Source organism: Halobaculum roseum (assembly GCF_019880245.1).
Lineage (GTDB): Archaea > Halobacteriota > Halobacteria > Halobacteriales > Haloferacaceae > Halobaculum > Halobaculum roseum.
This window is the reverse complement of sequence record NZ_CP082286.1, coordinates 2,444,544-2,469,684: the sequence shown is the minus strand read 5'-3', so window position 1 is coordinate 2,469,684 and position 25,141 is coordinate 2,444,544. Positions and strand designations below refer to the sequence as shown.

At 69.7% G+C, this 25,141-nt stretch carries 26 protein-coding genes and 1 tRNA gene; 14 read left to right on the top strand and 13 right to left on the bottom strand.

Annotation, left to right across the window (positions count from 1 at the left end; genetic code table 11):
- Positions 1-4: 4 nt before the first annotated feature.
- Both K6T36_RS12545 and K6T36_RS12540 read right to left on the bottom strand, forming a co-directional pair.
- Positions 5-676 carry an alpha/beta hydrolase gene (locus K6T36_RS12545; protein WP_222921575.1) on the bottom strand — a complete coding sequence of 224 codons (672 nt, stop codon included), beginning with the start codon at positions 674-676 and terminating at the stop codon, positions 5-7.
- Complete coding sequence (locus K6T36_RS12540) at positions 676-1,701, bottom strand: ring-cleaving dioxygenase (RefSeq protein WP_222921574.1); 1,026 nt, start codon at positions 1,699-1,701, stop codon at positions 676-678. The genes K6T36_RS12545 and K6T36_RS12540 overlap by 1 nt, the downstream gene beginning before the upstream one ends.
- Positions 1,702-2,041: 340 nt before the next feature.
- On the opposite strand from K6T36_RS12540, the gene K6T36_RS12535 reads away from it, so the two are divergent.
- A complete protein-coding gene (locus K6T36_RS12535; protein WP_222921573.1) occupies positions 2,042-2,347 on the top strand; it encodes a HalOD1 output domain-containing protein in 306 nt (101 codons plus the stop codon).
- Positions 2,348-2,363: 16 nt separating this feature from the next.
- Here K6T36_RS12535 and K6T36_RS12530 read toward each other — a convergent pair whose 3' ends face one another.
- The gene (locus K6T36_RS12530) at positions 2,364-3,296 is read right to left on the bottom strand and encodes a hypothetical protein (RefSeq protein WP_222921572.1); all 933 of its coding nucleotides are present in this window, start codon (positions 3,294-3,296) and stop codon (positions 2,364-2,366) included.
- Positions 3,297-3,411: 115 nt separating this feature from the next.
- Positions 3,412-3,885 (bottom strand): Ig-like domain-containing protein, encoded by a 474-nt coding sequence (locus K6T36_RS12525; protein ID WP_222923452.1) that lies wholly within the window; start codon positions 3,883-3,885, stop codon positions 3,412-3,414.
- A 123-nt stretch (positions 3,886-4,008) separates the two neighbouring features.
- Here K6T36_RS12525 and K6T36_RS12520 point away from each other — a divergent pair, with 123 nt between their 5' ends.
- Both K6T36_RS12520 and K6T36_RS12515 read left to right on the top strand, forming a co-directional pair.
- Complete coding sequence (locus K6T36_RS12520) at positions 4,009-5,139, top strand: ATP-binding protein (protein ID WP_390182337.1); 1,131 nt, start codon at positions 4,009-4,011, stop codon at positions 5,137-5,139.
- 22 nt (positions 5,140-5,161) lie between these two features.
- Positions 5,162-5,326, top strand: coding sequence for a hypothetical protein (locus K6T36_RS12515; protein ID WP_222921571.1), 165 nt, complete (start codon positions 5,162-5,164; stop codon positions 5,324-5,326).
- A gap of 43 nt (positions 5,327-5,369) precedes the next feature.
- On the opposite strand, the gene K6T36_RS12510 is transcribed toward K6T36_RS12515, so the two are convergent.
- The 3 genes from K6T36_RS12510 to K6T36_RS12500 form a co-directional block, all read right to left on the bottom strand.
- A complete protein-coding gene (locus tag K6T36_RS12510) occupies positions 5,370-6,326 on the bottom strand; it encodes a GAF domain-containing protein (RefSeq protein ID WP_222921570.1) in 957 nt (318 codons plus the stop codon).
- Between the two features lie 82 nt (positions 6,327-6,408).
- Entirely contained in the window at positions 6,409-6,840 is a 432-nt protein-coding gene (locus tag K6T36_RS12505) for a group I intron-associated PD-(D/E)XK endonuclease (protein WP_222921569.1), read from the bottom strand.
- A 295-nt stretch (positions 6,841-7,135) separates the two neighbouring features.
- Positions 7,136-7,208, bottom strand: a tRNA-Asp gene (locus K6T36_RS12500).
- A 290-nt stretch (positions 7,209-7,498) separates the two neighbouring features.
- Between K6T36_RS12500 and K6T36_RS12495 the strand changes: the two genes are divergently transcribed.
- The 9 genes from K6T36_RS12495 (at position 7,499) to K6T36_RS12455 (ending at position 18,097) form a co-directional block, all read left to right on the top strand.
- Entirely contained in the window at positions 7,499-7,729 is a 231-nt protein-coding gene (locus tag K6T36_RS12495) for a DNA-directed RNA polymerase subunit H (protein WP_222606934.1), read from the top strand.
- Complete coding sequence (locus K6T36_RS12490) at positions 7,726-9,291, top strand: DNA-directed RNA polymerase subunit B'' (protein ID WP_222606933.1); 1,566 nt, start codon at positions 7,726-7,728, stop codon at positions 9,289-9,291. The genes K6T36_RS12495 and K6T36_RS12490 overlap by 4 nt, the downstream gene beginning before the upstream one ends.
- Before the next feature lie 3 nt (positions 9,292-9,294).
- On the top strand, positions 9,295-11,124 hold the full coding sequence (rpoB, locus tag K6T36_RS12485) for a DNA-directed RNA polymerase subunit B (RefSeq protein WP_222606932.1): 1,830 nt from the start codon (positions 9,295-9,297) through the stop codon (positions 11,122-11,124).
- 2 nt (positions 11,125-11,126) lie between these two features.
- Positions 11,127-14,078, top strand: coding sequence for a DNA-directed RNA polymerase subunit A' (locus K6T36_RS12480; RefSeq protein WP_222921568.1), 2,952 nt, complete (start codon positions 11,127-11,129; stop codon positions 14,076-14,078).
- Entirely contained in the window at positions 14,071-15,318 is a 1,248-nt protein-coding gene (gene rpoA2, locus K6T36_RS12475) for a DNA-directed RNA polymerase subunit A'' (RefSeq protein WP_222921567.1), read from the top strand. The genes K6T36_RS12480 and rpoA2 overlap by 8 nt, the downstream gene beginning before the upstream one ends.
- A gap of 2 nt (positions 15,319-15,320) precedes the next feature.
- Entirely contained in the window at positions 15,321-15,746 is a 426-nt protein-coding gene (locus K6T36_RS12470) for a NusA-like transcription termination signal-binding factor (RefSeq protein WP_222921566.1), read from the top strand.
- 93 nt (positions 15,747-15,839) lie between these two features.
- Positions 15,840-16,796: a mechanosensitive ion channel family protein gene (locus tag K6T36_RS12465; RefSeq protein WP_222921565.1), complete on the top strand. Its 957-nt coding sequence runs from the start codon at positions 15,840-15,842 to the stop codon at positions 16,794-16,796.
- Between the two features lie 228 nt (positions 16,797-17,024).
- Positions 17,025-17,453: a 30S ribosomal protein S12 gene (locus tag K6T36_RS12460; RefSeq protein WP_073306653.1), complete on the top strand. Its 429-nt coding sequence runs from the start codon at positions 17,025-17,027 to the stop codon at positions 17,451-17,453.
- Positions 17,453-18,097, top strand: coding sequence for a 30S ribosomal protein S7 (locus K6T36_RS12455; RefSeq protein WP_222921564.1), 645 nt, complete (start codon positions 17,453-17,455; stop codon positions 18,095-18,097). The genes K6T36_RS12460 and K6T36_RS12455 overlap by 1 nt, the downstream gene beginning before the upstream one ends.
- Positions 18,098-18,189: 92 nt before the next feature.
- On the opposite strand, the gene K6T36_RS12450 is transcribed toward K6T36_RS12455, so the two are convergent.
- The 4 genes from K6T36_RS12450 to K6T36_RS12435 all read right to left on the bottom strand — a co-directional run bounded on the left by K6T36_RS12450 (position 18,190) and on the right by K6T36_RS12435 (position 20,284).
- Positions 18,190-18,525, bottom strand: a complete 336-nt coding sequence (locus K6T36_RS12450) for a DUF7344 domain-containing protein (protein ID WP_222921563.1) — start codon at positions 18,523-18,525, stop codon at positions 18,190-18,192.
- A gap of 99 nt (positions 18,526-18,624) precedes the next feature.
- On the bottom strand, positions 18,625-18,774 hold the full coding sequence (locus K6T36_RS12445) for a zinc ribbon-containing protein (RefSeq protein WP_222921562.1): 150 nt from the start codon (positions 18,772-18,774) through the stop codon (positions 18,625-18,627).
- Positions 18,775-18,908: 134 nt separating this feature from the next.
- Entirely contained in the window at positions 18,909-19,565 is a 657-nt protein-coding gene (locus tag K6T36_RS12440; protein ID WP_222921561.1) for a ribulose-1-phosphate aldolase, read from the bottom strand.
- On the bottom strand, positions 19,562-20,284 hold the full coding sequence (locus tag K6T36_RS12435) for a ribulose-1,5-bisphosphate 5-phosphatase (RefSeq protein ID WP_222921560.1): 723 nt from the start codon (positions 20,282-20,284) through the stop codon (positions 19,562-19,564). Before K6T36_RS12435 ends, K6T36_RS12440 begins: the two co-directional genes overlap by 4 nt.
- 165 nt (positions 20,285-20,449) lie before the next feature.
- On the opposite strand from K6T36_RS12435, the gene K6T36_RS12430 reads away from it, so the two are divergent.
- The gene (locus tag K6T36_RS12430; RefSeq protein ID WP_222921559.1) at positions 20,450-21,076 is read left to right on the top strand and encodes a GNAT family N-acetyltransferase; all 627 of its coding nucleotides are present in this window, start codon (positions 20,450-20,452) and stop codon (positions 21,074-21,076) included.
- Between the two features lie 158 nt (positions 21,077-21,234).
- Here the strand turns inward: K6T36_RS12430 and K6T36_RS12425 are convergent, their stop codons facing one another.
- Both K6T36_RS12425 and K6T36_RS12420 read right to left on the bottom strand, forming a co-directional pair.
- Entirely contained in the window at positions 21,235-21,771 is a 537-nt protein-coding gene (locus tag K6T36_RS12425) for a hypothetical protein (RefSeq protein WP_222921558.1), read from the bottom strand.
- Positions 21,772-21,880: 109 nt separating this feature from the next.
- The gene (locus K6T36_RS12420; RefSeq protein WP_222921557.1) at positions 21,881-22,645 is read right to left on the bottom strand and encodes a DUF5781 family protein; all 765 of its coding nucleotides are present in this window, start codon (positions 22,643-22,645) and stop codon (positions 21,881-21,883) included.
- Positions 22,646-22,811: 166 nt separating this feature from the next.
- On the opposite strand from K6T36_RS12420, the gene K6T36_RS12415 reads away from it, so the two are divergent.
- Positions 22,812-25,004, top strand: coding sequence for an elongation factor EF-2 (locus K6T36_RS12415; RefSeq protein ID WP_222921556.1), 2,193 nt, complete (start codon positions 22,812-22,814; stop codon positions 25,002-25,004).
- Positions 25,005-25,141 lie beyond the last annotated feature (137 nt).

The following is a 25,141-nucleotide window of genomic DNA, read 5'->3' as shown; positions in this document are numbered from 1 at the left end:
GCGCTCACTCGACCATCAGTTCCGCGAGCAGGTTCACCAGCCACGCGAACTCGTCGTCGGTGACCTCGTGGCCGACGCCCTCGTAGACGCGCTCGGTCACGTCGCCGCCGAGCGACTCGAACGCCCTCGCCGTCGCCGCGAGGCGCTCGATGGGCACGCGCTCGTCGTCCGCGCCGCCGGCGACGAGGACGGGCGTCCCCCCGAGATCACCGCCGTACTGCCCGGGGTCGACGGTCGGCCCGAGCAGCCCGCCGCTGAGCAGCGCGAGCGGGTGACGACCGCCGGTCCCGGCGGCGTACTCCGCGGCGACGGCGGCGCCCTGGGAGAACCCGGTGAGGACGACCGCCTCTGCGGGGAGACCGAGCGCCTCCCGCGTCCGGTCGAGGACGGCGTCGACGACCGCCACGGCGGATGAGACGTGCGGCTCGTTGCGCTCGCGCGGCGCGTCGGCCGCGTGCGGGAACCACCGGCTCCGGGTCGCCTGCGGGGCGACGAACGCGACGCCGTGGCGCGCGACCGGCTCGTAGAGGTTGATCGCACCCTGCGCGGTGGCGCCGCGACCGTGGAGACACACGACCGCCGCCTCCGCCGCGCCCCGCGGCGCGCCCGCGGTGACGACCGGCTGCCCGGCGTGCGGGCCGGGGAGGTCGTCGGGCAGCGTCCCGCCCGGGAACATCAGTCGAGATCTCCGTCGTCGCCGGCGCCGTCGCTGGCGCCGTCGTCCGCGCCATCGGCGCCTCGGCCGACGCCTCGGTAGCCGTCTCCGCCCGAGCTCGAGGCCGAACCGTCGAGCGGCGGGAGCTGTCCCTCGATCATCTCGCGGTCCTCCTCGGCCCACGGCGGGAGCACCAGCGACTCGCCGAAGCTCGCCTCGTCCTCGTCGACCCCGAACCCCGGCCCCTCGGTCGACAGCTCGATCAGGATCCCGCCCGGCTCGCGGACGTAGATCGCCTTGTAGTAGTACCTGTCGCGGATGCGCGACACGTCGATGTCGCGCTCGCGGAAGAGATCGTGCCACTCGCGAAGCTCCTCCTCGTCGGCGACACGGAACGCCACGTGGTGGATGCTCCCCGTTCCTTCCCGGGCGAAGTCGGCCTCGCGGTCCAGCAGGTCGACGACCGTCGCGTGATCGCCGCCCGCACGGTAGCGGACGCGGTTGCCGTCCTCGCCGACGAGGTCGAGCCCGAGCGTGTCCAGCACGCTCGCGGTCGCGAACGGGTTCGTCGGCAGCGCGGTCACGCCGTGGATCCCGCGGATCGCGGCCCGTTCGGGAACCGACCCGTCGGTCCACGGGTCGACCGGCTGGTCGGCGGCCACGAGCTCCAGCCGAGTTCCCGAGGGATCCTCGAACCGGAGCGCCGCCTCGTCGAAGCGGGCGACGCGCTCGGCGTCGACGCCGCGGTCGTCGAGTCGGTCGCCCCAGTAGTCGAGCGAGCCCTCCGGGACCGCGAACGCCGCCGCGGTGATCTGCGGGCGCCCGCGGCGGCCGGGCGGCTCGTTCGGGTACGGGAAGCAAGTGTAGACGGTGCCCAGATCGCCGGCGCCGTTCCCGTAGTAGAGGTGATGGCGGAGCACGTCCTGATGGTTCACCGTTCGCTTCACGAGCCGCAGCCCGAGCGTCCCGACGTAGAAGTCGCGGTTCGCTTGCGCGTCGCCGACCATCGACGTGACGTGGTGAATGCCGAGTGTGTCGGTGAGCATTCGAACAGTCCTCGTTCGCGGGCCGCCGTGTTAGCCCTCCCGGCGTCGGAGATCCGAACCGTGGTCGAGCCGACGCGGGGCGAGAACGGCTCGGGAACGGTTCGATGACGCCTCTGGACCGCCTCGGCGGCGCCGGCTGTACCGAACGAAAGAATAAATCACCAGTCGCGCGTTTCATATGATATGGACCAGGACGACGTCGATCAGGGGAGCGCCCTCCGCCACGGTCGGGACCCGCAGTCCGTCCGGCAGATCGGCGGCGACGAATTAGCTCCGGACTCGCCCCCAACCCGCCGGGTCCGATCGGAGGACACCGACAGTGCAGTGCGGGGGGAGATCAGTGAACCCCGACCCCGCCGAATCCGTCTCCGTCTCCCACGATCCGGAGACTGGGGAGTACAGCGCCACGTTCGACCCGGACGCGATAGACGCGAGCATCGCCGTGGTCGAGGCGACCGCGGCGATCCGACGGGAGGACCCCGAGCGACACGCGCCGCTGTTCGAGGTGGTCGACCCCGACGCGCTCGATCTGCTCTGTAGCCACGGCGGCGACGCCGATACGCTCGTCGAGTTCACGTACCTCCGCCACCGGATCCGTGTTCGCGCCGACGGACACATCTCCGTGGTCCCTCTGTCGAACGACTGAGCGGCGGCCCCCACCCCTACTCCTTCCATTGGTGCGGATCGTCACCGCCCGGAGACGGCGTGTTATCCTCGCCATCGTCTCCATTGTTGCCATCGTCGCCCGCATCCCGTCGCCCGTCGCTGTGTACACCCGGCCGGTTCCCGTCCCGGTCGAACCCGTCGCTCTCGGGGTCGATGTCGGCGACGAACCGCATCGTCGCGAGGTTCCCGGCGAGTCCGAGAACCGCACCGACGGGGATGCCCACGGCGAGCCCGACGACCGGAACCGAGACCGTGATCGCCGAGAGCACCGGCGAGACGACGACGACGACCGCCACGAATCCGAGCGCGTACGAGAGGTACGCTCCGCCGTCGACGGCGAGGGCGTAGGACGCGCGCGCCGCCGTGAGGAGGTCGGTCTCCCGAAGGACGAGGAGGTACGGCGTCGCATAGAGGAGGTACGTCGCGACCAGAATCCCCGCCAGCGCGAGCGCGATGACGGCGATTCCGATCGCGGACGGCGCGCCCGCGAGGAGGACCAGCGGCGAGAGCACGACGACCGGTGCGACGGTGAACACGAGGAACGCCGGCAGGTACCGGCGGACGTTCTCGGCGAACCGATACGGCTCGCCGGCGAGCGCGTTCGCCAGCGACCCGAAGTAGCCCGCCGCCAGCGCACTCGTGACGAGTAGTCCGCCGACCGCGAGCGCGAGAACCGACGGCTCCGCCAGCGCGCTCGGCGGGATGCCGGCGGAGACGGTTCCGTCGTTCGGAACCGAGACGAAGCTCCAGGTCGAGAGCACCGACGCCGGGAGCGTGAACCGGATGCCGACGTGAACGCCGTCGAACGCGAGCACGGACCGGATCTTGCCCGCGTCCAGCACCGCGATGACGAGCGGAACCACCGCGAGCGGGAGGTGTGTGAGCGCGTCGTCGACGCCGGCGGAGAGGCGCGTCGTGATGGAGGGCACGGGCGGCCGTGCTCGATCCGACGCGATAGTCCTTGCGGCGGCGACCGCCGTCGCGTCGCCCGGCGGATCCACGGCGCTCACTCGGGATCACAGCGCCCACTCGGGATCACAGCGCTCACTCCGCCACGACGAGCACGCGGGTGTTGCCCCGCCTGTCGACGTACTGCCCGCCGGCCGGCGGCTTGATCGAGACGGAGAGCGTCCCCTGTTCGCGGTTCGGTCCGAGCGTCGGGGCGACGGTCACCGTCGCCGTGCCGTTCGCCCCGGTTCGCCCGGTCGCGACGCCGTCGAGGCGGGCCGTGTCGCCGGCGACGACGACGGTCGCTCCGGCGACGGGCCGGCCGTCCGGGTCGACAACGGTGAGCGCGAGTTCCTGCTCGCCCGGCGTCGTGACCTCCGGCGCCGGCCGCACGTCGAGCTCCGAGACGGCCAGCCCCTCCACCCCGCTGACCATGTTCAACATCACGCTGAGGCTCGCGACGCCGACGACGAGCGCGATGACGAGGCGGACCGGGAGTCCCTCGATGGCACGGTCGTCGCGGCGGAGTTCGGCGAACCGGCGGCGCTGGGTCGCCGCGAGCGAACGGATCCGTCCGCGGACGACACCTCGAAACGGGCGGGAGCTGTCGGGTGACACACGTCCCGGTGGTTCCGGTTTCGTATTTGAACGCTCGCACGAGGGTTCATCTCCGATGACGGGGGCATCCCCGCCGTGCACGTGATCGGCAACGAGGGCGAAGGAATCCGATTCCCGGAGAAACCGGGAGATATCGACGGGTCCGGGTCGGGCGAGCGACGAACCGGCGGGCCGGTCGCGCCGCTGGGCCGGTATCGCGCCCCAGACGACAGCGTCGGCGCGCGAGTCGGCGTCGACATCGACCGGCCGCACGCCGCGCTCGTCGTCGGCAAGCGCGGCGCGGGGAAGACCCACACCCTCGCGGTGCTCGCGGAGGGCGTCGCCGCGGCCGACGGGCTCGCGCCCGTGGTTGTCGATCCGATGGGCGTGCTCGACGGCCTCGCGGCCGACGGCGGCGTGGTCCACCGACGCCCGCGGGTTCGACCGGACGCCGTCCCGCCGGCGGCGTGGCCGGCGCTGCTGGACCTGGACCCGGCGGGCGCGGTCGGCTCGCTCGTGTGGCGCGCGGTCGCCGAGGCAGCGACGCCCTCGGTGGCAGGGGCGCGCGAGTACGTCGCCGACGCGGACGCCGAACGGGCGACCCGCCGGGCCGCGGACGCGCACCTCGCGCTCGCGGCCGAGTGGGACGCGTTCGACCCCGACGGACTGACGCCCCGGGCGCTCGCTTCCGACGAGCCGACGGTGCTCGACTGCTCGGGGGTCCCGGCACCGGCCGCCGGCGCGGTGTGTGCCGCGGTCGCCCGCGGGCTCTACGAGGCACGCGTCCGTGAGGAGATGGACCGGCTCCCGTGGCTGTTCGTCGACGAGGCGCACGCCTTCTTCGACGGCGTCGCCGGCGACGCGCTGGCGACGATCCTCACCCGGGGGCGCGCCCCGGGCGTCTCGCTCGCGTGTGCGACCCAGCGGCCCGCGGCGCTGCCGGCGGTCGCGGTGTCGCAGGCGGACCTGTTGGTTGCCCACCGGCTCCACAGCCGCGCGGACATCGACGCGCTCGCGGCGGCCAGACCCCTCGCGGTCGCCGACAGCCTCGCCGAACGGCTCCCGACGGGAGTGGGCGAGGCGCTCGTCGTCGACGACGCGAGCGAAACCGCGAGCACGGTCCGCGTGCGCGAGCGTCGGACGCCGGACGGCGGTGCCAGTCCCCGTGCGAGCGATCGGCCGCGCGATGGATGCGACCGCTCGCACGGCGGGTGCCGCCAGGAGTGAAGCGTTATCCGCAACGCTCGCCATGCGTAGGCATGGACGTGATGCGGTCGTGAGCGCCGACGGCGGGTCGATCCGAGAGAAGCTCGTCGCCGGCGCCGTCGAGAAGCCGGTGCTCGGCGTGTTCGTCGTGTTGATGCTGCTGATGTCCGCAGGGTTCCTGCTCGCGTTCCTGTTGTTCGTCGTCTGAGTTCCCGATCCGTCCGCAGAACGAACCGCCCGCGGTCCCGCGGCTACTCGCGATTTCGAGCCTGGAGCCGCGTCTTCTCGCGGTCGTGGGACAACTCGCGGCCGAGCCAGCGGGCCGCGAGTTCGATCCCGGTCCGCTCCCACCCCGCGAACCCCTGCCTGCGGGAGCGGTCGACGACGCACAGCGTCCCGAACAGCTCGTTCTCGACGGATACCGGTGTTCCGAGGTAACACTCGATCCCCAGCCTGCGACCGATCGGCGGGCGGCCGCGGTCGGCGACCTCCCCGTCGGGGCCCGACGCCACGGTACGCCGCTCGCCGACGGTGGTCGCGCAGTACGTCTCCTCCAGCGGGATGGTCCGGTCGAAGGCGGCACACAGCTCCTCGGTGCCGTCGCCGGCGACGAACCGGAAGTCGTCGCCGGCGATCCGGGCCAGCCCGGCGTAGTCGACCTCGTAGGTCGCGCGAACCGCGGCGAGCAACCCCTCGACGGCGCCGTCCAGGTCCGTCGGCGCGCCGGCGATCGCCTCGCCGAGCCGACGGAGCGCGGCCGCGCCCCGGTCCGTGCGCTGGCGGTCGTGAAACACCTCGACGGCGCCGTCCAGCCGGTCGATCAGCGCGGCGGTCGCGGCGCCGACCCCGTCGGCGGACGCGACGCCGGCCCCGTCGGCGGTCGCGTCGTCGATCACGATGTGGTCGGTGATGCCGGCGCGAAACAGCGCGCGGAGCGTCTCCCCGTCGGCGGATCCCCCGTCGCCGTAGGCGACGATCGGGAGGTCCGGATAGCCGCCGCGGACGCGGCGGACGAACGCCGCGGTCCCGTTCGGAAGCGGCTGTCCGACGGCGATGGCGTCGTACGCCTCGTGCCCGAGGGTGTCGAGCGCCGCCTCGCCGCACGGCTCCGGCTCCGCCGCGAACCGGCCGTCCGCGTCCACGCGGTCGCCGAGCGCCCGCCGACGGTCGCGGTCGGCGTCGACGTGGAGCAGGCGGTTCGCGGTCATCTGTCTCACGGCGGGAGGCCGTGGGCTAAGAGGTTGTTGGCCGAGTAATTAGAACCAAAATTGCGTCAAGTCCCGGTTGTTCCTACGAGATGGATCCGTCGAACTCGAATTCCCCTGCCCAGTTGATCGAAGGGTGGTCGATGTTCGCTTCCTCACGGAGATCCATGCTGTGTCCGGACACTTCGTCGATGTCGATCCAGTAACACGTACCCGTTGCCGGATATCTAACAAAGAACGCGTCCACTTCGCCGTCGTAGGTCCGTTCGCGGTATTCACCGTCCGTGGTCGTCTGGGAGTGGGTATTGAATCGAATCACGCGAGAGTCGATGGACCACGCGGTCTTACACTGGATTCGAAGGAATCCGTCGTCGACCTCGACGAGCAGGTCGTAGCCGTCGTTGTCGCCGAACGGCACGGCGATAGTGTGTCCGGCCTTCGTGAGTTCGAAAACGGCACGCGCTTCCGTCACGTCGCCGATGTCCTTCGAATTCTTCGGGTTGTCAGTCGAAGTCATACCATGGTTGCTTCGCTATCGTATTTGAACTTCGAAGTGGAGCGTTCAGAGCCAGACCGCCGAGCAGAACCGCGCCCGGCTTCCTGCGGCGAGGCCTCCGAAGGCTGCTTGAACGCAGATACCCGTGGAAGACAACCGGGGAGGGATTTGAACTCCGGTCGTTCCGCTCACTACGGTCGCTTCACTCCCTGATTCAAATCCCGCTATACGGCGTTTTCCGAACCACGGTTCACTCGTCGCTGCTCGCGGCAAGGCCGCTCGCAACGCTCCTCGTTTACGGAGTGTTCGGAAGAAGCGCCCGGAGCGGGATTTGAACCCGCGTCACGACCGTGACAGGGTCGTATGATGGGCCACTACACCATCCGGGCATGCATCGCGTCGGCGGGTTTCCACCTCGCCTCTGCGCATCCATTCCTTTCCCGGGTACATAATTAAGACTTCTCATCCGATCGCGCCGTGTCCCGCGATACCGTGCGCCGTAACGTTCATATCCACGGAGCGGGATCGATGATTCGTGCAAGCGGTGTGGTGACCAGCGACCGGTCCCCAACTCGTTTGACAAGCGTTATGTGGCCGGGTCGTATAGACCGCCGTAGTATCTCGTGAAGACTTCTCCCCAGCAAACACGGCCGCGCGCGACCACGAATCTCACCAAGCCATGGTAAACGTAAGCGAACACGAACTCGTACCCGATCACACGCTCCTCGAGGAGGAAGGCGAACTCGAGGAGGTGCTCGAGGAGTACAACGTCAAACGGACCGATCTCCCCAAGATCAAGCGGACCGACCCCGCGATGCCCGACGAGGCCGAGGCGGGCGACGTGGTCCGCGTCGAACGGGACTCGCGAACCACCGACACGGCGGTCGTCTACCGCCTGGTGGTAGAATGAACAGAGAGGCACGCCGCTCCGTCTCGCGGGAGTACTTCTCCCAGGAGCGGCTCGCGGAGCACCACTTCCGCTCGTTCAACAACTTCCTCGACCGCGGCATGCAGCGCGTGGTCGACGAGAAGGAGACGATCGAGACGGACATCGGCGACAAGGAGGGGCAAGAGCCCGTCTACGTCGAACTCGGCGACGTGCGGATGACGACCCCCCGCGTCCGCGAGGCCGACGGCTCCGAGGAGCTGCTGTACCCGCAGGAGGCGCGCCTCCGGAACATCACCTACGCCGCGCCGGTCTTCATGGAGATGAAGATCATCCGCGGCGGCGAGGAGGAACCCGAGACGGTCGTCGACCAGACCGAGACGAAGGTCGGCCGCATGCCGATCATGGTCGGCTCGAACAAGTGCAACATCTCCGGCTTCTCCGACGAGGAGCTCATCGAGATCGGCGAGGACCCCGTCGACCCCGGCGGCTACTTCATCGTCAACGGCTCCGAGCGCGTGCTCATGACCAGCGAGGACCTCGCGCCCAACAAGATCCTCGCGGAGTACGACTCGAAGTACGGCGACGAGATCCAGGTCGCAAAGACGTTCTCCCAACGGCGCGGCTACCGCGCGCTCGTCCTCTGTGAGCGCAACCGCGAGGGGCTGCTCGAAGTGAGCTTCCCCTCGGTGTCCGGCTCGGTCAACTTCGTGACCCTGGTCCGAGCGCTCGGGCTGGAGTCCGACGAGGAGATCGTCCACCGCGTCTCCGACGACCCGGAGATTGTGAAGTTCATGCTGGAGAACCTGGAGGAGGCCGACGTGCAGACCGAGGAGGAGGCCATCGAGACCCTCGGCGAGCGCGTCGCCTCCGGCCAAGGGAAGAACTACCAGCTCAAGCGGGCGAACTACGTCATCGACCGCTACCTCCTGCCGCACCTCCACGAGGAGGGCGTCGACGAGGAGGACGTCCGCATCAACAAGGCGTACTACCTCTGCCGGATGGCCGAGGCGTGCTTCGAGCTCGCGCTCGACCGCCGCGAGTCCGACGACAAGGACCACTACGCCAACAAGCGCCTCAAGGTCTCCGGCGACCTGATGACGGACCTGTTCCGGACGGCGCTCAACAAGCTGGCGCGCGACGTGAAGTACCAGCTCGAGCGCGCCAATATGCGCAACCGGCAGCTCACCGTCAACACGGTGGTTCGCTCGGACGTGCTGACCGAGCGCCTCGAGCACCCCATCGCGACGGGGAACTGGGTTGGCGGCCGCTCGGGCGTCTCCCAGCTCGTCGACCGGACCGACTACATGGGCGTGCTCTCGCACCTGCGTCGCCTCCGCTCGCCGCTCTCGCGGTCGCAGCCGCACTTCGAGGCGCGCGACCTGCACGCGACCCAGTGGGGTCGCATCTGCCCCTCCGAGACCCCGGAGGGCCCGAACTGCGGGCTGGTGAAGAACTTCGCGCAGGCGATGGAGCTCTCCCAGAACATCGAGGACGAACAGGGACTGAAGCGAGAACTCGCGTCCATGGGTGTCGAGGGCATCCCCGGCATCGAGGGCGTTGACCGCGCATCCGCGGACGACTAACACATGGCAAGCCAACAACGAGAAGCGAAAGTCTACGTCAACGGGAGCCTGGTGGGGACCCACCCGGACCCCAACCAGCTCGCGTCACAGATCCGGGAGGCGCGCCGCCGCGGCGACGTCTCCGACATGGTGAACGTCTCGGTGAAGGACCGGACGAACGAGGTCATCGTCAACGCCGACGCCGGGCGCGCCCGGCGCCCGCTCATCGTCGTGGAGAACGGGGAGCCGCTCCTCGACGACGAGACGATCGAGGCGCTGGAGAACGACGAGATCGAGTTCGAGGACCTCGTCGACCACGGGATCGTCGAGTTCATCGACGCCGAGGAGGAGGAGGACATCTACGTCGCCACCGACGAGGAGGACGTCAACTCGCGGACGACGCACCTGGAGATCGACCCGCAGCTCATCTTCGGCATCGGCGCGGGGATGATCCCCTACCCCGAGCACAACGCCTCTCCGCGCATTACCATGGGCGCGGGGATGATGAAGCAGTCGCTCGGGCTGCCCTCGGCCAACTATCGCATCCGGCCGGACACCCGCCAGCACCTCCTGCACTACCCGCAACTGTCGATGGTCAAGACGCAGACCACCGAACAGATCGGGTTCGACGAGCGCCCCGCGGCGCAGAACTTCGTCGTCGCGGTCATGAGTTATGAAGGGTTCAACATCGAGGACGCGCTCGTCATGAACAAGGGGAGCGTCGACCGCGCGATGCAGCGGTCGCACTTCTTCCGCACCTACGAGGGCGAGGAGCGCCGTTACCCCGGCGGTCAGGAGGACCGCTTCGAGGTCCCCTCCCAGGACGTGCGCGGCGCCCGCGGCGAGGACGCGTACACCCACCTCGACGAGGACGGCCTCGTCAACCCCGAGACGAAGGTCGACGAGAACTCCGTCCTGCTCGGGAAGACGAGCCCGCCGCGGTTCCTCGAGGAGCCCGACGACATGGGCGGCCTCTCCCCGCAGAAGCGACGCGAGACGAGCGTCACGATGCGCTCGGGCGAGTCGGGCGTGGTCGACACGGTGACGCTGATGGAGGGCGAGGACGGCTCGAAGCTCTCGAAGGTCTCGGTGCGCGACGAGCGGATCCCCGAGCTCGGGGACAAGTTCGCGTCCCGCCACGGCCAGAAGGGCGTCGTGGGCCACCTCGCGCCCCAGGAGGACATGCCCTTTACCGAGGACGGGCTCGTGCCCGACCTCGTGATGAACCCGCACGCGCTCCCGTCGCGCATGACGGTGGGCCACGTGCTGGAGATGCTCGGCGGCAAGGTCGGCTCGCTGGAGGGCCGCCGCGTCGACGGGACGGCGTTCCAGGGCGAGGGAGAGGAGAAGCTCCGCTCGTCGCTGGAGGAACACGGGTACAAGTCCTCCGGGAAGGAGGTCATGTACTCGGGCGTCACCGGCGAGAAGATCGAGGCGGAGATCTTCGTCGGGACGATCTTCTACCACAAGCTGTACCACATGGTGAGCAACAAGCTGCACGCCCGCTCGCGCGGGCCGGTGCAGGTGCTCACCCGGCAGCCGACGGAGGGGCGCGCCCGCGAGGGCGGCCTCCGCGTCGGCGAGATGGAGCGCGAGGTGCTCATCGGCCACGGGGCCGCGATGGCGCTGAACGAGCGGCTGCTCGACGCCTCCGACAAGGAGACGGTGTACATCTCCGAGGAGACGGGGATGGTGGCCGTCGAGGACGTGGAGCAGCGTCGCATCTACGACCCCATCACGGGCGACGAGGACGACATCCACGAGATGGAGATCAGCTACGCGTTCAAGCTGCTGCTCGACGAGATGAAGGCGCTCGGCATTCGACCGACCCTCGAACTTGAGGACGCAGTCTAACTATGGCAGGCCAGACACCCAAAGAGATCGGCGGCATCAACTTCGGGCTGATGGACCCGGAGACGTATCGGGACATGTCCGCGACGAAGGTCATCACCGCGGACACCTACGACGACGACGGCTACCCCATCGACATGGGGCTGATGGACCCGCGCCTGGGCGTCATCGACCCCGGGCTGGAGTGTCGCACCTGCGGCAAGCACTCCGGGTCCTGTAACGGGCACTTCGGCCACATCGAGCTGGCCGCCCCCGTCATCCACGTCGGCTTCACGAAGCTCATCCGTCGGCTGCTGCGCGCGACGTGCCGCAACTGCGGCCGCCTCGCGCTCACCGCCGAGGAGAAGGAGGAGTACAAGGAGAAGCTTCAGCGGACGAAGGACCTCGGCGGCGACCCCACCGACGTGCTGAAGTCGGCCGTCCGACAGGCCCGCAAGGCCAGCACGTGCCCGCACTGCGGCGAGCCGCAGGCGGACATCAAACACGAGAAGCCGACCACCTACTACGAGGTGCAGGACGTGCTCTCGGGCGACTACTCCGAGCTCATCACCCGGGCGATGCAGCCGGACGAGCCCGAGGACGAGGACGAGGAGGTCGACGAGAGCGAGGCGATCTCCCCGATGGATCTGGCCGACGAGACGGGCATCGCGCTCGACCGCATCAACGAGATCCTCTCGGGCGAGTTCCGCCCGCGCAAGGAGGACCGCAAGGCGATCGAGAAGGCGCTCGGCATCGACCTCACCGTCGAGGACATGAACAAGCTGATGCCGAGCGACATCCGCGACTGGTTCGAGGACATCCCGGACGAGGACCTCGAACCGCTCGGCATCCACCCGCAGAAGTCCCGGCCGGAATGGATGATCCTGACCGTGCTTCCGGTGCCGCCGGTCACGACGCGCCCCTCGATCACGCTGGACAACGGCCAGCGCTCCGAGGACGACCTCACGCACAAGCTGGTCGACATCATCCGGATCAACCAGCGGTTCATGGAGAACCGCGAGGCCGGCGCCCCGCAGCTCATCATCGAGGACCTGTGGGAGCTGCTCCAGTACCACGTCACCACGTTCGTGGACAACGAGATCTCCGGCACGCCGCCCGCGCGTCACCGCTCGGGCCGCCCGCTGAAGACGCTCTCCCAGCGCCTCAAGGGCAAGGAGGGTCGCTTCCGCGGTTCGCTGTCCGGAAAGCGCGTGAACTTCTCCGCGCGGACCGTCATCAGCCCCGACCCCACCCTCTCGCTGAACGAGGTCGGCGTCCCCGAGCGGGTCGCCGAGGAGATGACGCAGGTGATGAACGTCGCCGAGCGCAACATCGACCGCGCCCGGCAGTACGTCCGCAACGGGCCCGAGGCCCACCCCGGCGCCAACTACGTCAAGCGGCCCGACGGCCGCCGGCTGAAGGTGACAGAGAAGAACTGCGAGGAGCTGGCCGAGAAGGTCGAGCCCGGCTGGGAGGTGAACCGCCACCTCGTCGACGGCGACATCGTGATCTTCAACCGGCAGCCCTCGCTGCACCGGATGTCGATCATGGCCCACGAGGTCGTGGTCATGCCGTACAAGACGTTCCGCCTCAACACCGTCGTCTGTCCGCCGTACAACGCCGACTTCGACGGCGACGAGATGAACATGCACGCGCTCCAGAACGAGGAGGCCCGCGCGGAGGCGCGCGTCCTCATGCGCGTCCAGGAGCAGATCCTCTCGCCCCGCTTCGGCGAGAACATCATCGGGGCCATCCAGGACCACATCTCGGGCACCTACCTGCTCACCCACGACAACCCCGAGTTCACCGAGACGCAGGCGCTGGACCTGCTTCGGGCGACCTCGGTCGACGAGCTGCCCGAGCCCGACGGCACGAACGACGCCGGCGAGCCCGTCTGGACGGGCCAGACCGTGTTCTCGGAGCTGCTGCCCGACGACCTGAACCTGGAGTTCACGTCCTCGGCGGGCGACACCGTTCGCATCGAGAACGGCCAGCTGGTCGAGGGGACGATCGACGAGGACGCCGTGGGCGGCTTCGGCGGCGAGATCGTCGACACGCTCACCAAGGTGTACTCGAAGACGCGCGCCCGCGTGTTCATCAACGAGGTGGCGTCGCTGGCGATGCGCTCGATCATGCACTTCGGGTTCTCGCTGGGCATCGACGACGAGTCGATCCCGCCGGAGGCGACCGAGCAGGTCGACGAGGCGATCGACTCCGCCTACGAGCGCGTCCAGGAGCTCATCGAGACGTACGAGCGCGGCGACCTCGAGAGCCTACCGGGCCGCACGATCGACGAGACGCTGGAGATGAAGATCATGCAGACGCTCGGCAAGGCCCGCGACAGCGCGGGCGAGATCGCCGAGGACCACTTCGCCGACGACAACCCGGCGGTCATCATGGCGCGCTCGGGCGCCCGCGGGTCGATGCTGAACCTGACCCAGATGACCGGCTGCGTCGGCCAGCAGGCGGTTCGCGGCGAGCGGATCAACCGCGGCTACGAGGACCGCACGCTCGCGCACTACGAGGCCGACGACCTCTCGGCGGAGGCCCACGGCTTCGTGGAGAACTCCTACCGCTCGGGGCTGACGCCCGAGGAGTTCTTCTTCCACGCGATGGGCGGCCGCGAGGGGCTCGTCGACACTGCGGTCCGGACCTCCAAGTCCGGGTACCTGCAGCGTCGCCTCATCAACGCCCTGTCGGAACTGGAGACGCAGTACGACGGCACGGTGCGGGACACCTCCGGCACTATCGTCCAGTTCGAGTTCGGCGAGGACGGCACCTCGCCGGTGAAGGTGTCCTCCAACGAGGACACCCCCATCGACATCGAGCAGATCACCGACCGCATCGTCGACGCGGAGTTCGGCTCCGAGCAGGAGAAGGAGCGCTTCCTCGGCCGTCGCGAGGCGCCGACGAACCTCTCGGAGTACGCCGGGCCAGGCCTCGACAAGGCCGGCGGCATGGGGGTGAGCGATGACTGACGGCGGGTCGGTCGACCGCTTCGTCGACGCCCACGAGACGGTCACCGAGGACATCGCGCTGGTCGTCGAGGACACGGAGCTGCCGCGACGCCTGAAGGACGAGATCTACGGGAACATCGACGGCCGCGGCGGCGTGACGGCCGAGCAGGCGAACGAGATCGCCCAGGCCGCGGAGTCGCGCTACCTCGACACGCGCGTCGATCCGCTGGACCCCGTGGGGACCGTCTCCGCGCAGTCCATCGGTGAGCCCGGAACACAGATGACCATGAACACCTTCCACTACGCGGGCGTCGCGGAGATGGACGTGACCCAGGGGCTCCCCCGGCTCATCGAGCTGGTGGACGCCCGCAAGACCCCGGACACGCCGATCATGGTCGTCCACCTGGACGACGAGCACGCGACCGACCGCGAGAAGGCCCACGAGGTCGTCTGGCAGCTCGAGGCGACGAAGATCCTCGCGCTCGGCGACGTGTCCACGAACGTCGCGGACATGATCGTGCGCGTCGACCTCAACGAGGAGACGCTGCTGGAGCGGTGGCCCACCCACGAGGAGCCGACGGAGGTCGCCGGCATCGTCGCCGACATCATCGAGGACTCGCTGGGCGTCTCCACGCGCCACTCGGGGACGACGATCGAGTTCGGCCCCGACGAGCCGAGCTACCGCGAGCTGCTCCAGCTGGTCGAGGAGCTCCGGGACATCGTGTTCAAGGGGATCGAGGAAGTCTCCCGCGTCGTCATCCGCAAGGAGGAGGTCGAGGACGGCGAGGAGGAGTACGTCCTCTACACCGAGGGGTCGGCGTTCGCCGACGCCCTGGAGATCGAGGGCGTGGACGCCTCCCGGACCACGTGTAACAACATCCACGAGATCTACCGGACGCTCGGCGTCGAGGCGGCCCGCGAGACCATCATCGACGAGACGATGGAGACGCTCGAGGAACAGGGGCTCGACGACGTGAACATCCGCCACCTGATGCTCGTCTCGGACATCATGACGAACCGCGGCACCGTCGAGTCCATCGGCCGCCACGGCATCTCCGGGTCGAAGGACTCCGTGCTCGCGCGCGCGGCGTTCGAGGTGACGGTGAACCACCTGCTCGACGCGGCGATCCACGGCGAGGCCGACGACCTCAACGGCGTCATCGAGAACGTCATCGTCGGGAAGCCGGTGTCGATCGGCACCGGCGACGTGGACCTGCGGATGGGCTCGGCCCCCGACCCGGCGCCCTCCGCGGACGACTGACGGTGCGCGTGGAGATCACCGACGAGGCGCGGCGGTACATCGGGACGTTCGACGAGCTCGTCGGCGTCGCGCCGACGGACTGTCTCGTGTTCGAGGACGGCGACCGGGTCGTCTTCCTCATCCCCGCCGGCGAGATGGCCGATGCCGTCGGGCCGGGCGGGACGACCGTCGAGCGCGTCGAGGAGCGGCTCGGCGCCTCCGTCGAGCTGGTCGAGGACGCCGACACGCCCGAGGCGTTCGTCGCGAACGCGCTCGCGCCGGCGGCGGTGCGTGGCGTGACCGTGAGCCGCCAGAACGACGTCGTCGCGTACGTCGAGGTCGTCGACGCCGACCGCGGCGTCGCCATCGGCGCCGACGGCCGCAACATCGAGGTGGCGCGGGCGCTCGCGAGGCGCCACTTCGACATCGACGACGTGCAGTTGGCCTGACGCGGACGGCGACCCACGGCTCGACCCCGACCGCGTCACCGCGGGCTGCGAATCTGCCGCACGCTCTTTTCGAATCCGACCGTACGCTGCCCTGTGTCCCGAACGTCCGCGCCGGTCGGGATCGCCGCGGGTCCCGTCCCCGAGGAACTCCTCGCGCCCGCCGACGCGCTCGTCGATGTCGCGGTGTTCACGGTCGTGACCGTCGCGGTGTACCTCCTCGCGCGGGCGACGGTGTTCCCGCTGGCGGTCCGGGCGGTCCGGTCGCGGAACCGCAACAACCCGACGATCCAGTCGGCGACCGAGACGTACCTGGCGGTGCTGCTCGCCGCAATGGCGACGGTGGCGGGCATGCTGGCGGCCGGGTACGGCGCCGTGTTCTCCGAGTCGGCGCTGCTCATCGCGGCGCTCACCTTCGCCGTCGGCACCGCCGGCCGCGACGTGCTCGGGTCGCTCGTCAGCGGGCTGTTCCTCGTCGCGGATCCGGACTTCAACGTCGGCGACTGGATCCGATGGTCCGGCGGCGAGGGCGTCGTCGAGGCGGTCGACTTCCGCGTGACCCGGATCCGGACGCTCGATTACGAGACGCTCACCGTTCCGAACACGGAGCTGACGGGCAACACGATCACCCGCCCGTACGGCCGCGACCGCTTCCGGATCACCGAGACGGTTCACCTCGCGTACGACGACGACATCGACCGGGCCCGCGAGCTGATCGTCGAGGCCGCCGAGGCCGAGCCACGGGCGCTCCCCGACCCGGCCCCGGAGGCGCGCGTTGCCGACCTGGGCGAGGGGACCGTCGCGCTGCGGGCGGAGTTCCTCGTGCGCGAGCCCGCCGACGGCGACCTCCTCGGGATCCGGTCCCGGTTTCGCGCCCGAGTGATCGACCGCTTCGAGGAGGCCGGGATCACCCTCGGTCCCGCCAGCGACCGGGAGCTGTCCGGCCACGTCGGCGTGACGGTCGCCGACGGCGACGGGAATCGCGGCGCCGGCGGAGACCGCGGCGGCGACGAAGACCGCGGCGGCGACGCTACCACGGGACCCGCGGAGTGAACGGAAGCGCGAGTCCAGGGTGAGGCCGCTCGGCGTCGCCGCGTCGCTGCGGCGACCAGCGACGCCCGGAGAGCGACCGACGCGCGCCGAAACCGTCGCTGCGGCCGCGAGAGGCCACCACGAGACGCGCTCAGATCCCGCGAGAGGTACCGCTAATCGCTTCTCCGCCCGTCTCGCCGAGATCGAAAGGGAACCCTTACGTAGCACGGCCGAAAACGGGGGTGTACGATGGCCAACGGCAAATACGCCGCGCGGAAGCTCAAGAAGGACCGCCAGAAACGGCGGTGGTCCGACTCCGAGTACGCGCGACGCGAGCGCGGTCTCTCCGAGAAGTCCGACCCCCTCGAGGGCGCCCCCCAGGGTCGCGGTATCGTCCTGGAGAAGGTGGGCATCGAGGCGAAGCAGCCCAACTCGGCGATCCGGAAGTGCGTCCGGGTCCAGCTCATCAAGAACGGGAAGCAGGTCACCGCCTTCTGTCCCGGCGACGGCGCCATCTCGTTCATCGACGAGCACGACGAGGTCACCATCGCGGGGATCGGCGGCGCGAAGGGTCGCGCCATGGGCGACCTCTCCGGCGTCAACTACAAGGTCGAGAAGGTCAACGGCGTGTCGATGATCGAACTCGTCCGCGGCAACGCGGAGAAGCCCGTCCGATAATGAGCGAGTCAGAGCAAGACGCCGACGTCGACGACGAGGCCGAGGCACCGGACCCGGACGCGCCCGCCGACTCCGAGCAGGCCGCGGAGAACGCCCTGCTGTTCGGCGAGTGGGACGTCTCGGAGATCGAGTACTCCGACCCGTCCACCCGGAAGTACATGAACGTGACCCCCATCGCGCACACGCAGGGGCGTCACGCGTCCAAGCAGTTCCAGAAGTCCGAGATCTCCCTGGTCGAGCGGCTCATCAACCGCCTGATGCAGACCGAGGAGAACACCGGCAAGAAGCAGCAGGCCCAGCGGATCGTCCGCGACGCCTTCGACACGATCCACTCGCGCACCGAGGACAACCCGGTGCAGGTGCTCGTCGAGGCCGTCGAGAACGCCGCCCCGCGCGAGGAGACCGTCCGCCTGAAGTACGGCGGCATCTCCGTCCCGAAGGCCGTCGACGTGGCCCCCCAGCGCCGCGTCGACCAGTCGCTGAAGTTCATCGCCGCCGGCGTCCGCGGTTCCAGCTACAAGACGACGACCAGCGCCGCCGACGCGCTCGCCGACCAGCTCATCGGCGCCGCCCGCTACGACGTGCAGACGTACTCGATCTCCCAGAAGGAGGAGACCGAGCGCGTCGCCGCCGCCGCGCGCTAACCGCGCCACGGCACCGACGATCGCGCGCCCCCCGGGGCGTTTCTCGCGTTCGTTCCGATCGCCGACCGCGAGCGACGGCGTTCGCCGCGTGCTCAGCGCTCGGCTCGACCGATGTCGTCGATCGATCGGACCGACCGGATGACCGGTCGGATCCGGTCGAACGCGAGGCCGTGAGAGACGGTCCCCGCGTCCCGGTTCCAGTCGATGACGTTCGAGTCGGCGAGCTTCGGGAGGTGGACGTGGCGGAGGTGGAGCGACAGCGTGTCGGCGTCCTCGTTCGGTCCGACGATGTCATCGGGGACCGACACGATGGCCCCCGAGGACGACCGGTCCGCCAACTCGAAGAGGAGCCGTCGCCGGAGTTCGTCGGCGAGGAGTTCGAACCACGTGTCGTACGTCTCCGGCGACACGCGAGCGTCCTCGGACATGATTCCGAGATTACATTCTGACTACTTTGTCGTTTCGGCTGTCCCGGGGGCCGAAGCGACGCGATCGCGCCGAGCGATCTCCGGTCGACCGTCGCCGGGTCAGCCGCGATTGTGAACGTTCGTGCTCCCGCACTCGGGGCAGCGGGTGAGCCTGCCGAGCCTCGGATCGGTGACGTGCTCCCACGCGTCGTTCCCCGTCGGTGCCTCGAAGCCGCAGCCGTCGCAGGTGAGTACGCTCGCCGGCGGCATGGGGGACGGTACAGCGTCCGAGCGCATAGTCCTTACCGACGGTGTGTGCCGTATCGGCGCTCGGGGGTCGCCGCCGGCCGAGGGAGACGCCGAGACGCCGCGGCGACGCCGGCGGCGACCGATCGCGGCGGCTCTCAGTCGCCCTGGCCGTAGCCCTCGAACTGTTCGATGGCTGTGTCGAGCTCCGCCTCGGGCAGTTCGGTCGGCTCGCCGACGGCCGACGACTGGAGGTACAGCCGCGAGAGGTCCTCGACGTGGGTGGTGTGCTCCAGGGCGGTCTCGATGTCGTCGGCGGTGACGACGAGCCCGTGGTTCTCGATGAAGGAGGCCGTCGCGTTCGCCTCCTCCATGGCGGCCACGACGTTCGCGGCCAGTTCCTCGGTGCCGTAGGGGGCGTACTCGGCGACGGGGACGCGCTTGCCGACCGTGACGATCATGTAGTGGATCGGGGGCAGCTCCTCGTGGAGCACGGCCATCGATGTCGCCCACGGCGAGTGGGTGTGGACGATGGCGTCGGAGCCGTAGCCGCGGTAGATGTGTCGGTGCATCGGCACCTCGCTGGAGGGTTTCATCCGCCCGGCGACGCGCTCGCCGTCGAGGTCGACCACCGGCACGTCCCCGGTGTCGAACGCGTCGTAGGCGACGCCCGTGGGCGTGACGGCGAAGCGGTCGCCGTCGCGGACGCTGAGGTTCCCGGTGCGCCCGGGCGTGAGCCGCGCGAGTTCGGGGGCGTGCTCGACCACGGCCTCGCGGGCCTCGCGGAGGACCGACGGGCTCGCGTCGTCGCTCACAGCGCCACCTCCGTCACCGCGGTCAGGGAGTCGAGGCGGTGATCCGGCGTCCGGAGACTCTCCGGGTCGCCGGCGTCCCCGACACCCTCGCCCTCCTCGGGTCCGTTGAACAGCGCCGTCTCCATCCCGAGCGCGTTGCCGCCCTCGATGTCGTTGGCGGGGGAGTTGCCGACGACGAGCGCCTCCGACGGTGCCCGGTCGAGTCGCGCCAGCGCCGCGGTGAACACGGGGGCGGCGGGCTTCTCGCGGCCGACCTCCTCGCTGGTGACGAGCGCGTCGAGGTGCGCGTCGACGCCGAGTTCGGCGAGCTTGCGAAGCTGGACGCGCGTCGTGAGGTTCGTCACGACGGCCACGTCGACGTTCGCCTCCCGGAGCGTCGCGAGCGTGTCGAGTGCGTCGTCGAACGCCGCCATCTCCGCGAGGTACGCGTCCCAGTAGGCGTCGCCCAGCGCGCGAGCGAGGTCGGCGTCGAACGGCCCCGGCAGGTCGGCGACCAGCCGCGTGTAGTAGATGTGGCGGCTGTGACTGCTCGCGGTCGCGGGGACCTCGCGTTTGGTCGCGCGGCGGGCCCGGGCGCGTCGCGCCTCGAACGCGTCGGCGTCGAGGTCGCCGCCGCGGTCTCGGTACGTCTCGAAGGCGGCGCGCGTGCCCGCCTCGTTGCACGGATCGTACGGGTAGAGGGTGTCGTCCAGATCGAACAACACGGCGTCGACGGCCATGTCGGGCGCTCGGCCCCCCGCCGCATAGGTGTTCGGTCGTGTCGATCGGCCGTGCCGACGGAGCAGTCCCGAGCGTCGGCGGTGGCGCCGAGCCGCCGAGCCGCGTTCGCGACGCGGTGTCGAACCGGGGGAACGGCTTTGTCCACGGCCGGCGACGCCGGGGACGTGTTCCCGGAGGTCATCGAGACGGAGCGCCTGCGGCTCGAACGGTGCTCGCGCGAGCACGTCTCCGCGCGAGCGCTGTACGACGCCGCGTCCGACCGCAACCCGACGATCGACGAGGAGACGGAGTACCTCCCGTGGTCGCCGCTCGACACGCTCGCCGGCGCCGAGGAGCGCCTCGCCGAGTTCGAGCGACAGTGGGACGAGCGCGAACGGGCGGAGTGGGTCGTCCGCCCTCGGGGCGACGAGCCGGGCGCCGGCGAGTTCGCCGGGACGGCCGGGCTCATCTGCCGGTGGGACCGCGACCTCGCGCTGCCCGCGATCTGGCTGCGAAAGCCGTTCTGGGGGCGGGGCTACTCGGGCGAGCGCGCCGACGCGCTGCTCGCGGTGGCGTTCGACCGACTGGACGTGGGCGTCGCCGCGGTGCCGATCCACGGCGACAACGAGCGGTCCCGCCGCGCCGTCGAACGGTACGTCGACCGCCACGGGGGCCGGTACGAGGGACTGCTCCGCAATCACGCGGGACGCTACGACGAGCCCGCCGACCACCACCGGTTCTCGGTGAGCCGCGAGGAGTGGCGCGCGGCCGACGGCGCCCGAACCCCCGTTCGGTACCCCGATGACGAGTGACGCACCCGGCGGCGTCGGACGACCAAGGCGGGCGAGCGTTCAAATACGAAGCCGGCACCAGCACGCCCACGGGCGATGGACCGCGCCCGTCCGGCTCGCGAGCCGTTCCCGGTCCCGAACGCGCGGAAGCAAAACGCGCGTGCGCCGTCCGATCGCCGTCAGGCGAGACGGCGACCGAACCGACCCACGGCGAGGTAGCGCCCGGCGAACAGCAGTAGGACGGTCGTCGCGCCGACCACGAGCAGCGGCGTGTAGTCGCCCCCGGCGAAGCGGAGGAAGACGGTCGACCAGAGGGCGGCTCCGACGACGCCGACGACGGTGACGGCCGCGCCGGCGGCGACCGAGCGCCCGCCGGCGGCCCCACGCGACCGCGACCACGACGCGCCGAGGGACGCGACGACCGCCAGCGTTCCGAGGAAGCCGGCGAAGGCCGCGTCGTACGCGGTCGAACTCGAGAACGCCGGAAGCACCGTCTCAAGTCGGTCGAACGCCACGATCAGGAGGTAGCCGGGGACGCCGAACGGCGGGACCGGGATCGCGTACAGGAGTCCGTACAGGCCGGCGACGACGGCGACGGCGACCACCCAGTCGCGCAGAAGCGTCGCGACGGCGTACGGTCGGCGGTGGGGAGCGCACGCGTCGTTGGTATTCCGGTCGCCGGCGCTCGTGGACTCCGTGGAGGGCTCGGATCCCATAGTCGACCGTTCGCGGTCGCCCGCGAAGTAGCTACTGGCGACTCTCGTTCCTGCTACTGACGACTCCCCTCCCCGCCGGTTCGGTCGCGTCGGGAACGCCCCTCGGCAGTCAGTCGGCCGCAGCGGATCCGCCGCCCGCGTTGACGGCGTACAGCCTGGCGGCGTCGACCAGCGCCTTCCGGTACTCCGACTCCGAGGGGTCGGCCGCGAGCGACCGGAACAGCCGCGTGAACCCCTGCACGTCGACCGCCGGAGCGTCGTCCGCGGCGGCGTGAACCAAGTCGTACAGGCGGTGCCCGTCGCCGACGAGCCCGTGCCGCTCGCACATCGCGAGCGCGAACGCGGCGTTGACGGCCGTGATGTCCGGGTCCGAGCCGGGCGTCATTCGCTGTGAGTCGGGGTGGGGGTGATCGCGCGGACGGTCCGCGACCGCGGCGGCCAGCTGCGACTCGAAGAAGGTGACGAGCTTCCCGCCGGGACCGACGGAGAGGGTGATGTCGTCGGCGTACACGTCCTTCATGTGGTTCGCGATCTGGTAGCAGTGATGGACCTTCCGTCGCTCGACCGACGACCCCGACAGCGCGAGGAACAGCGCCTCGTCGGTCGACTGGTGGTGTGAGGGATGCGGCTCCTCGTATCGGGCCATGTGCGACAGCTCGTGGAGGGCGAGCTCGCGCGCCATCGCCGAGGTCGCCGCTTTCCGGGAGATGTTGAGGACGTGGCGGTCGTCGTAGTGGGCCGCCCACGTCCGTTCCTCGGGGTTGTCGCGAACCTGGACCTCGACCGGGAGCGAGAGGTCGTGTTCGGTCTCGAAGAGCGTTGCCGCCCCGAGAAAGGGGTCGGGCGGGACGGCGCCGCGGACTCGGATGTCCATGTGTAGTGTTGGCACGGGATGTACCGGTTTGACTCTTGTGCCGGTCGGCCCCCGGCTGCGGGGCGATCCACGAGACGGCGTACCACGCTGTGTGGCCCCCGGATTCGGAGGTTTCGGCGCCGGCAAAGCACTACCCTTTTGACCGGGCGGAGAATACCGGTCGGTAATGGGCCGACGAAAGAAAATCGTACAGGAATGTGAGGAGCTGATGGACGAGCCGGAGCAGATCCGGAACATCGCCATCGCCGCTCACGTCGACCACGGGAAGACGACACTGACGGACAACCTGCTCGCGGGCGCGGGCATGATCGCCGACGCCGACGAGGCGACCCAGCTCGTGATGGACACCGAGGAGGACGAGCAGGAGCGCGGGATCACCATCGACGCGGCGAACGTCTCGATGACCCACGAGTACGAGGGGGACAACCACCTCATCAACCTCATCGACACGCCGGGCCACGTCGACTTCGGCGGGGACGTGACCCGCGCGATGCGCGCCGTCGACGGCGCGCTCGTCGTGGTCGACGCCGTCGAGGGCGCGATGCCCCAGACGGAGACGGTCGTCCGGCAGGCGCTCCGCGAGGGCGTCAAGCCGGCGCTGTTCATCAACAAGGTCGACCGCCTCATCTCCGAGCTCCAGGAGGGGCCCGAGGAGATGCAGCAGCGCCTCCAGGACGTCATCGCGGACGTGAACGAGCTCATCCGCGGGATGACCGAGGAGATGGACGACATCGACGAGGACTGGACGGTCTCCGTCGAGGAGGGCACCGTCGGGTTCGGCTCGGCGCTGTACAAGTGGGGCGTCTCGCTCCCGTCGATGCAGCGCACCGGCATGTCGTTCGCGGACATCATCGAGCTTGAGCAGGACCACAAGCGCCAGGAGCTCCACGAGCGCACGCCGCTTTCGGACGTCGTGCTCGACATGGTCGCCGAGCACTTCCCGAACCCGCTGAAGGCGCAGCCGTTCCGCATCCCGCGCATCTGGCGCGGCGACGACGACTCCGACATCGCCGAGGACATGCGGACGGTCAACCGCGAGGGCGACATCGTCTTCATGGCGACCGACATCGGGATGGACCCCCACGCCGGCGAGATCGCGACGGGTCGCGTCTTCTCCGGCACGCTCGAGAAGGGCCAGGAGCTGTACGTCTCCGGCACCGCGGGCAAGAACCGCGTCCAGTCGGTCGGGATCTACATGGGCGGCGAACGCGAGGAGCTCGACCGGGGCGTCCCCGCGGGCAACGTCGCGGCCGTCACCGGCCTGAAGGACGCCATCGCGGGCTCCACGGTCTCCGACAAGGAGATGACGCCGTTCGAGTCGATCGAGCACATCTCCGAGCCGGTCATCACCAAGAGCGTGGAGGCGAAGTCGATGGACGACCTGCCGAAGCTCATCAAGACGCTCCAGCAGGTCGCCAAGGAGGACCCGACCATCCGCGTGGAGATCAACGAGGACACCGGCGAGCACCTCATCTCCGGGCAGGGCGAGCTCCACCTCGAGGTCATCACCCAGCGGATCCAGAAGAACCAGGGCATCCCCGTTCAGACGGGTGAGCCCATCGTCGTCTACCGCGAGCAGCCGCAGGAGGCCTCCCGCGAGGTCGAGGGCGTCTCGCCGAACCGCCACAACAAGTTCTACATCACCGTCGAGCCGATGGCGGACGACATCGTCGAGACGATCCAGCGTGGCGAGGCGTCGATGAGCATGCCCGAACTGGAGCGCCGCGAGGCGCTGCAGGAGGCCGGCATGGACAAGGACACGTCCCAGAACGTGGAGCACATCCACGGGACGAACGTCCTCATCGACGACACGAAGGGGATCCAGCACCTGAACGAGACGATGGAGCTGGTCATCGAGGGCCTCGAGGAGGCGCTCGACGACGGTCCCCTCGCGGCCGAGCCCGTGCAGGGCGCGCTGCTGCGCCTGCACGACGCGCGGCTGCACGAGGACACCATCCACCGCGGTCCGGCGCAGGTCATCCCCGCCGTCCGCGACGCCGTCCACCGCGCGCTCATCGACGGCGAGGTGCGCCTCCTGGAGCCGATCCAGGACGTCCGCATCGACGTGCCCAGCGAGCACATGGGCGACGCCTCCGGCGAGATCCAGGGCCGCCGCGGCCGCGTCGACGACATGTACCAGGAGGGCGACCTCATGGTCATCGAGGGCATCGCGCCCGTCGAGGAGATGATCGGCTTCTCCAGCGACATCCGCTCGGCCACCGAGGGCCGCGCCTCCTGGAACACGGAGAACGCGGGCTTCCGCGTGCTCGTGGACAACCTCCAGCGCGAGAAGATCATGGAGATCCGCGAGCGCAAGGGCATGAAGCTCGAGCTGCCGCAGTCGATCGACTACATCTGAGGTCCCGCGCCGACCGCCGCGGTCGGTCTCGGTCTGTCTTTCTCTCCGGCGCTCTCCCGCTGGCTCCCCCAACGAGCGGTGCTGCCGGCGAACGAACCGTCGACGCGGCCGACGAACCGTCGGCGAGACCCTCGATC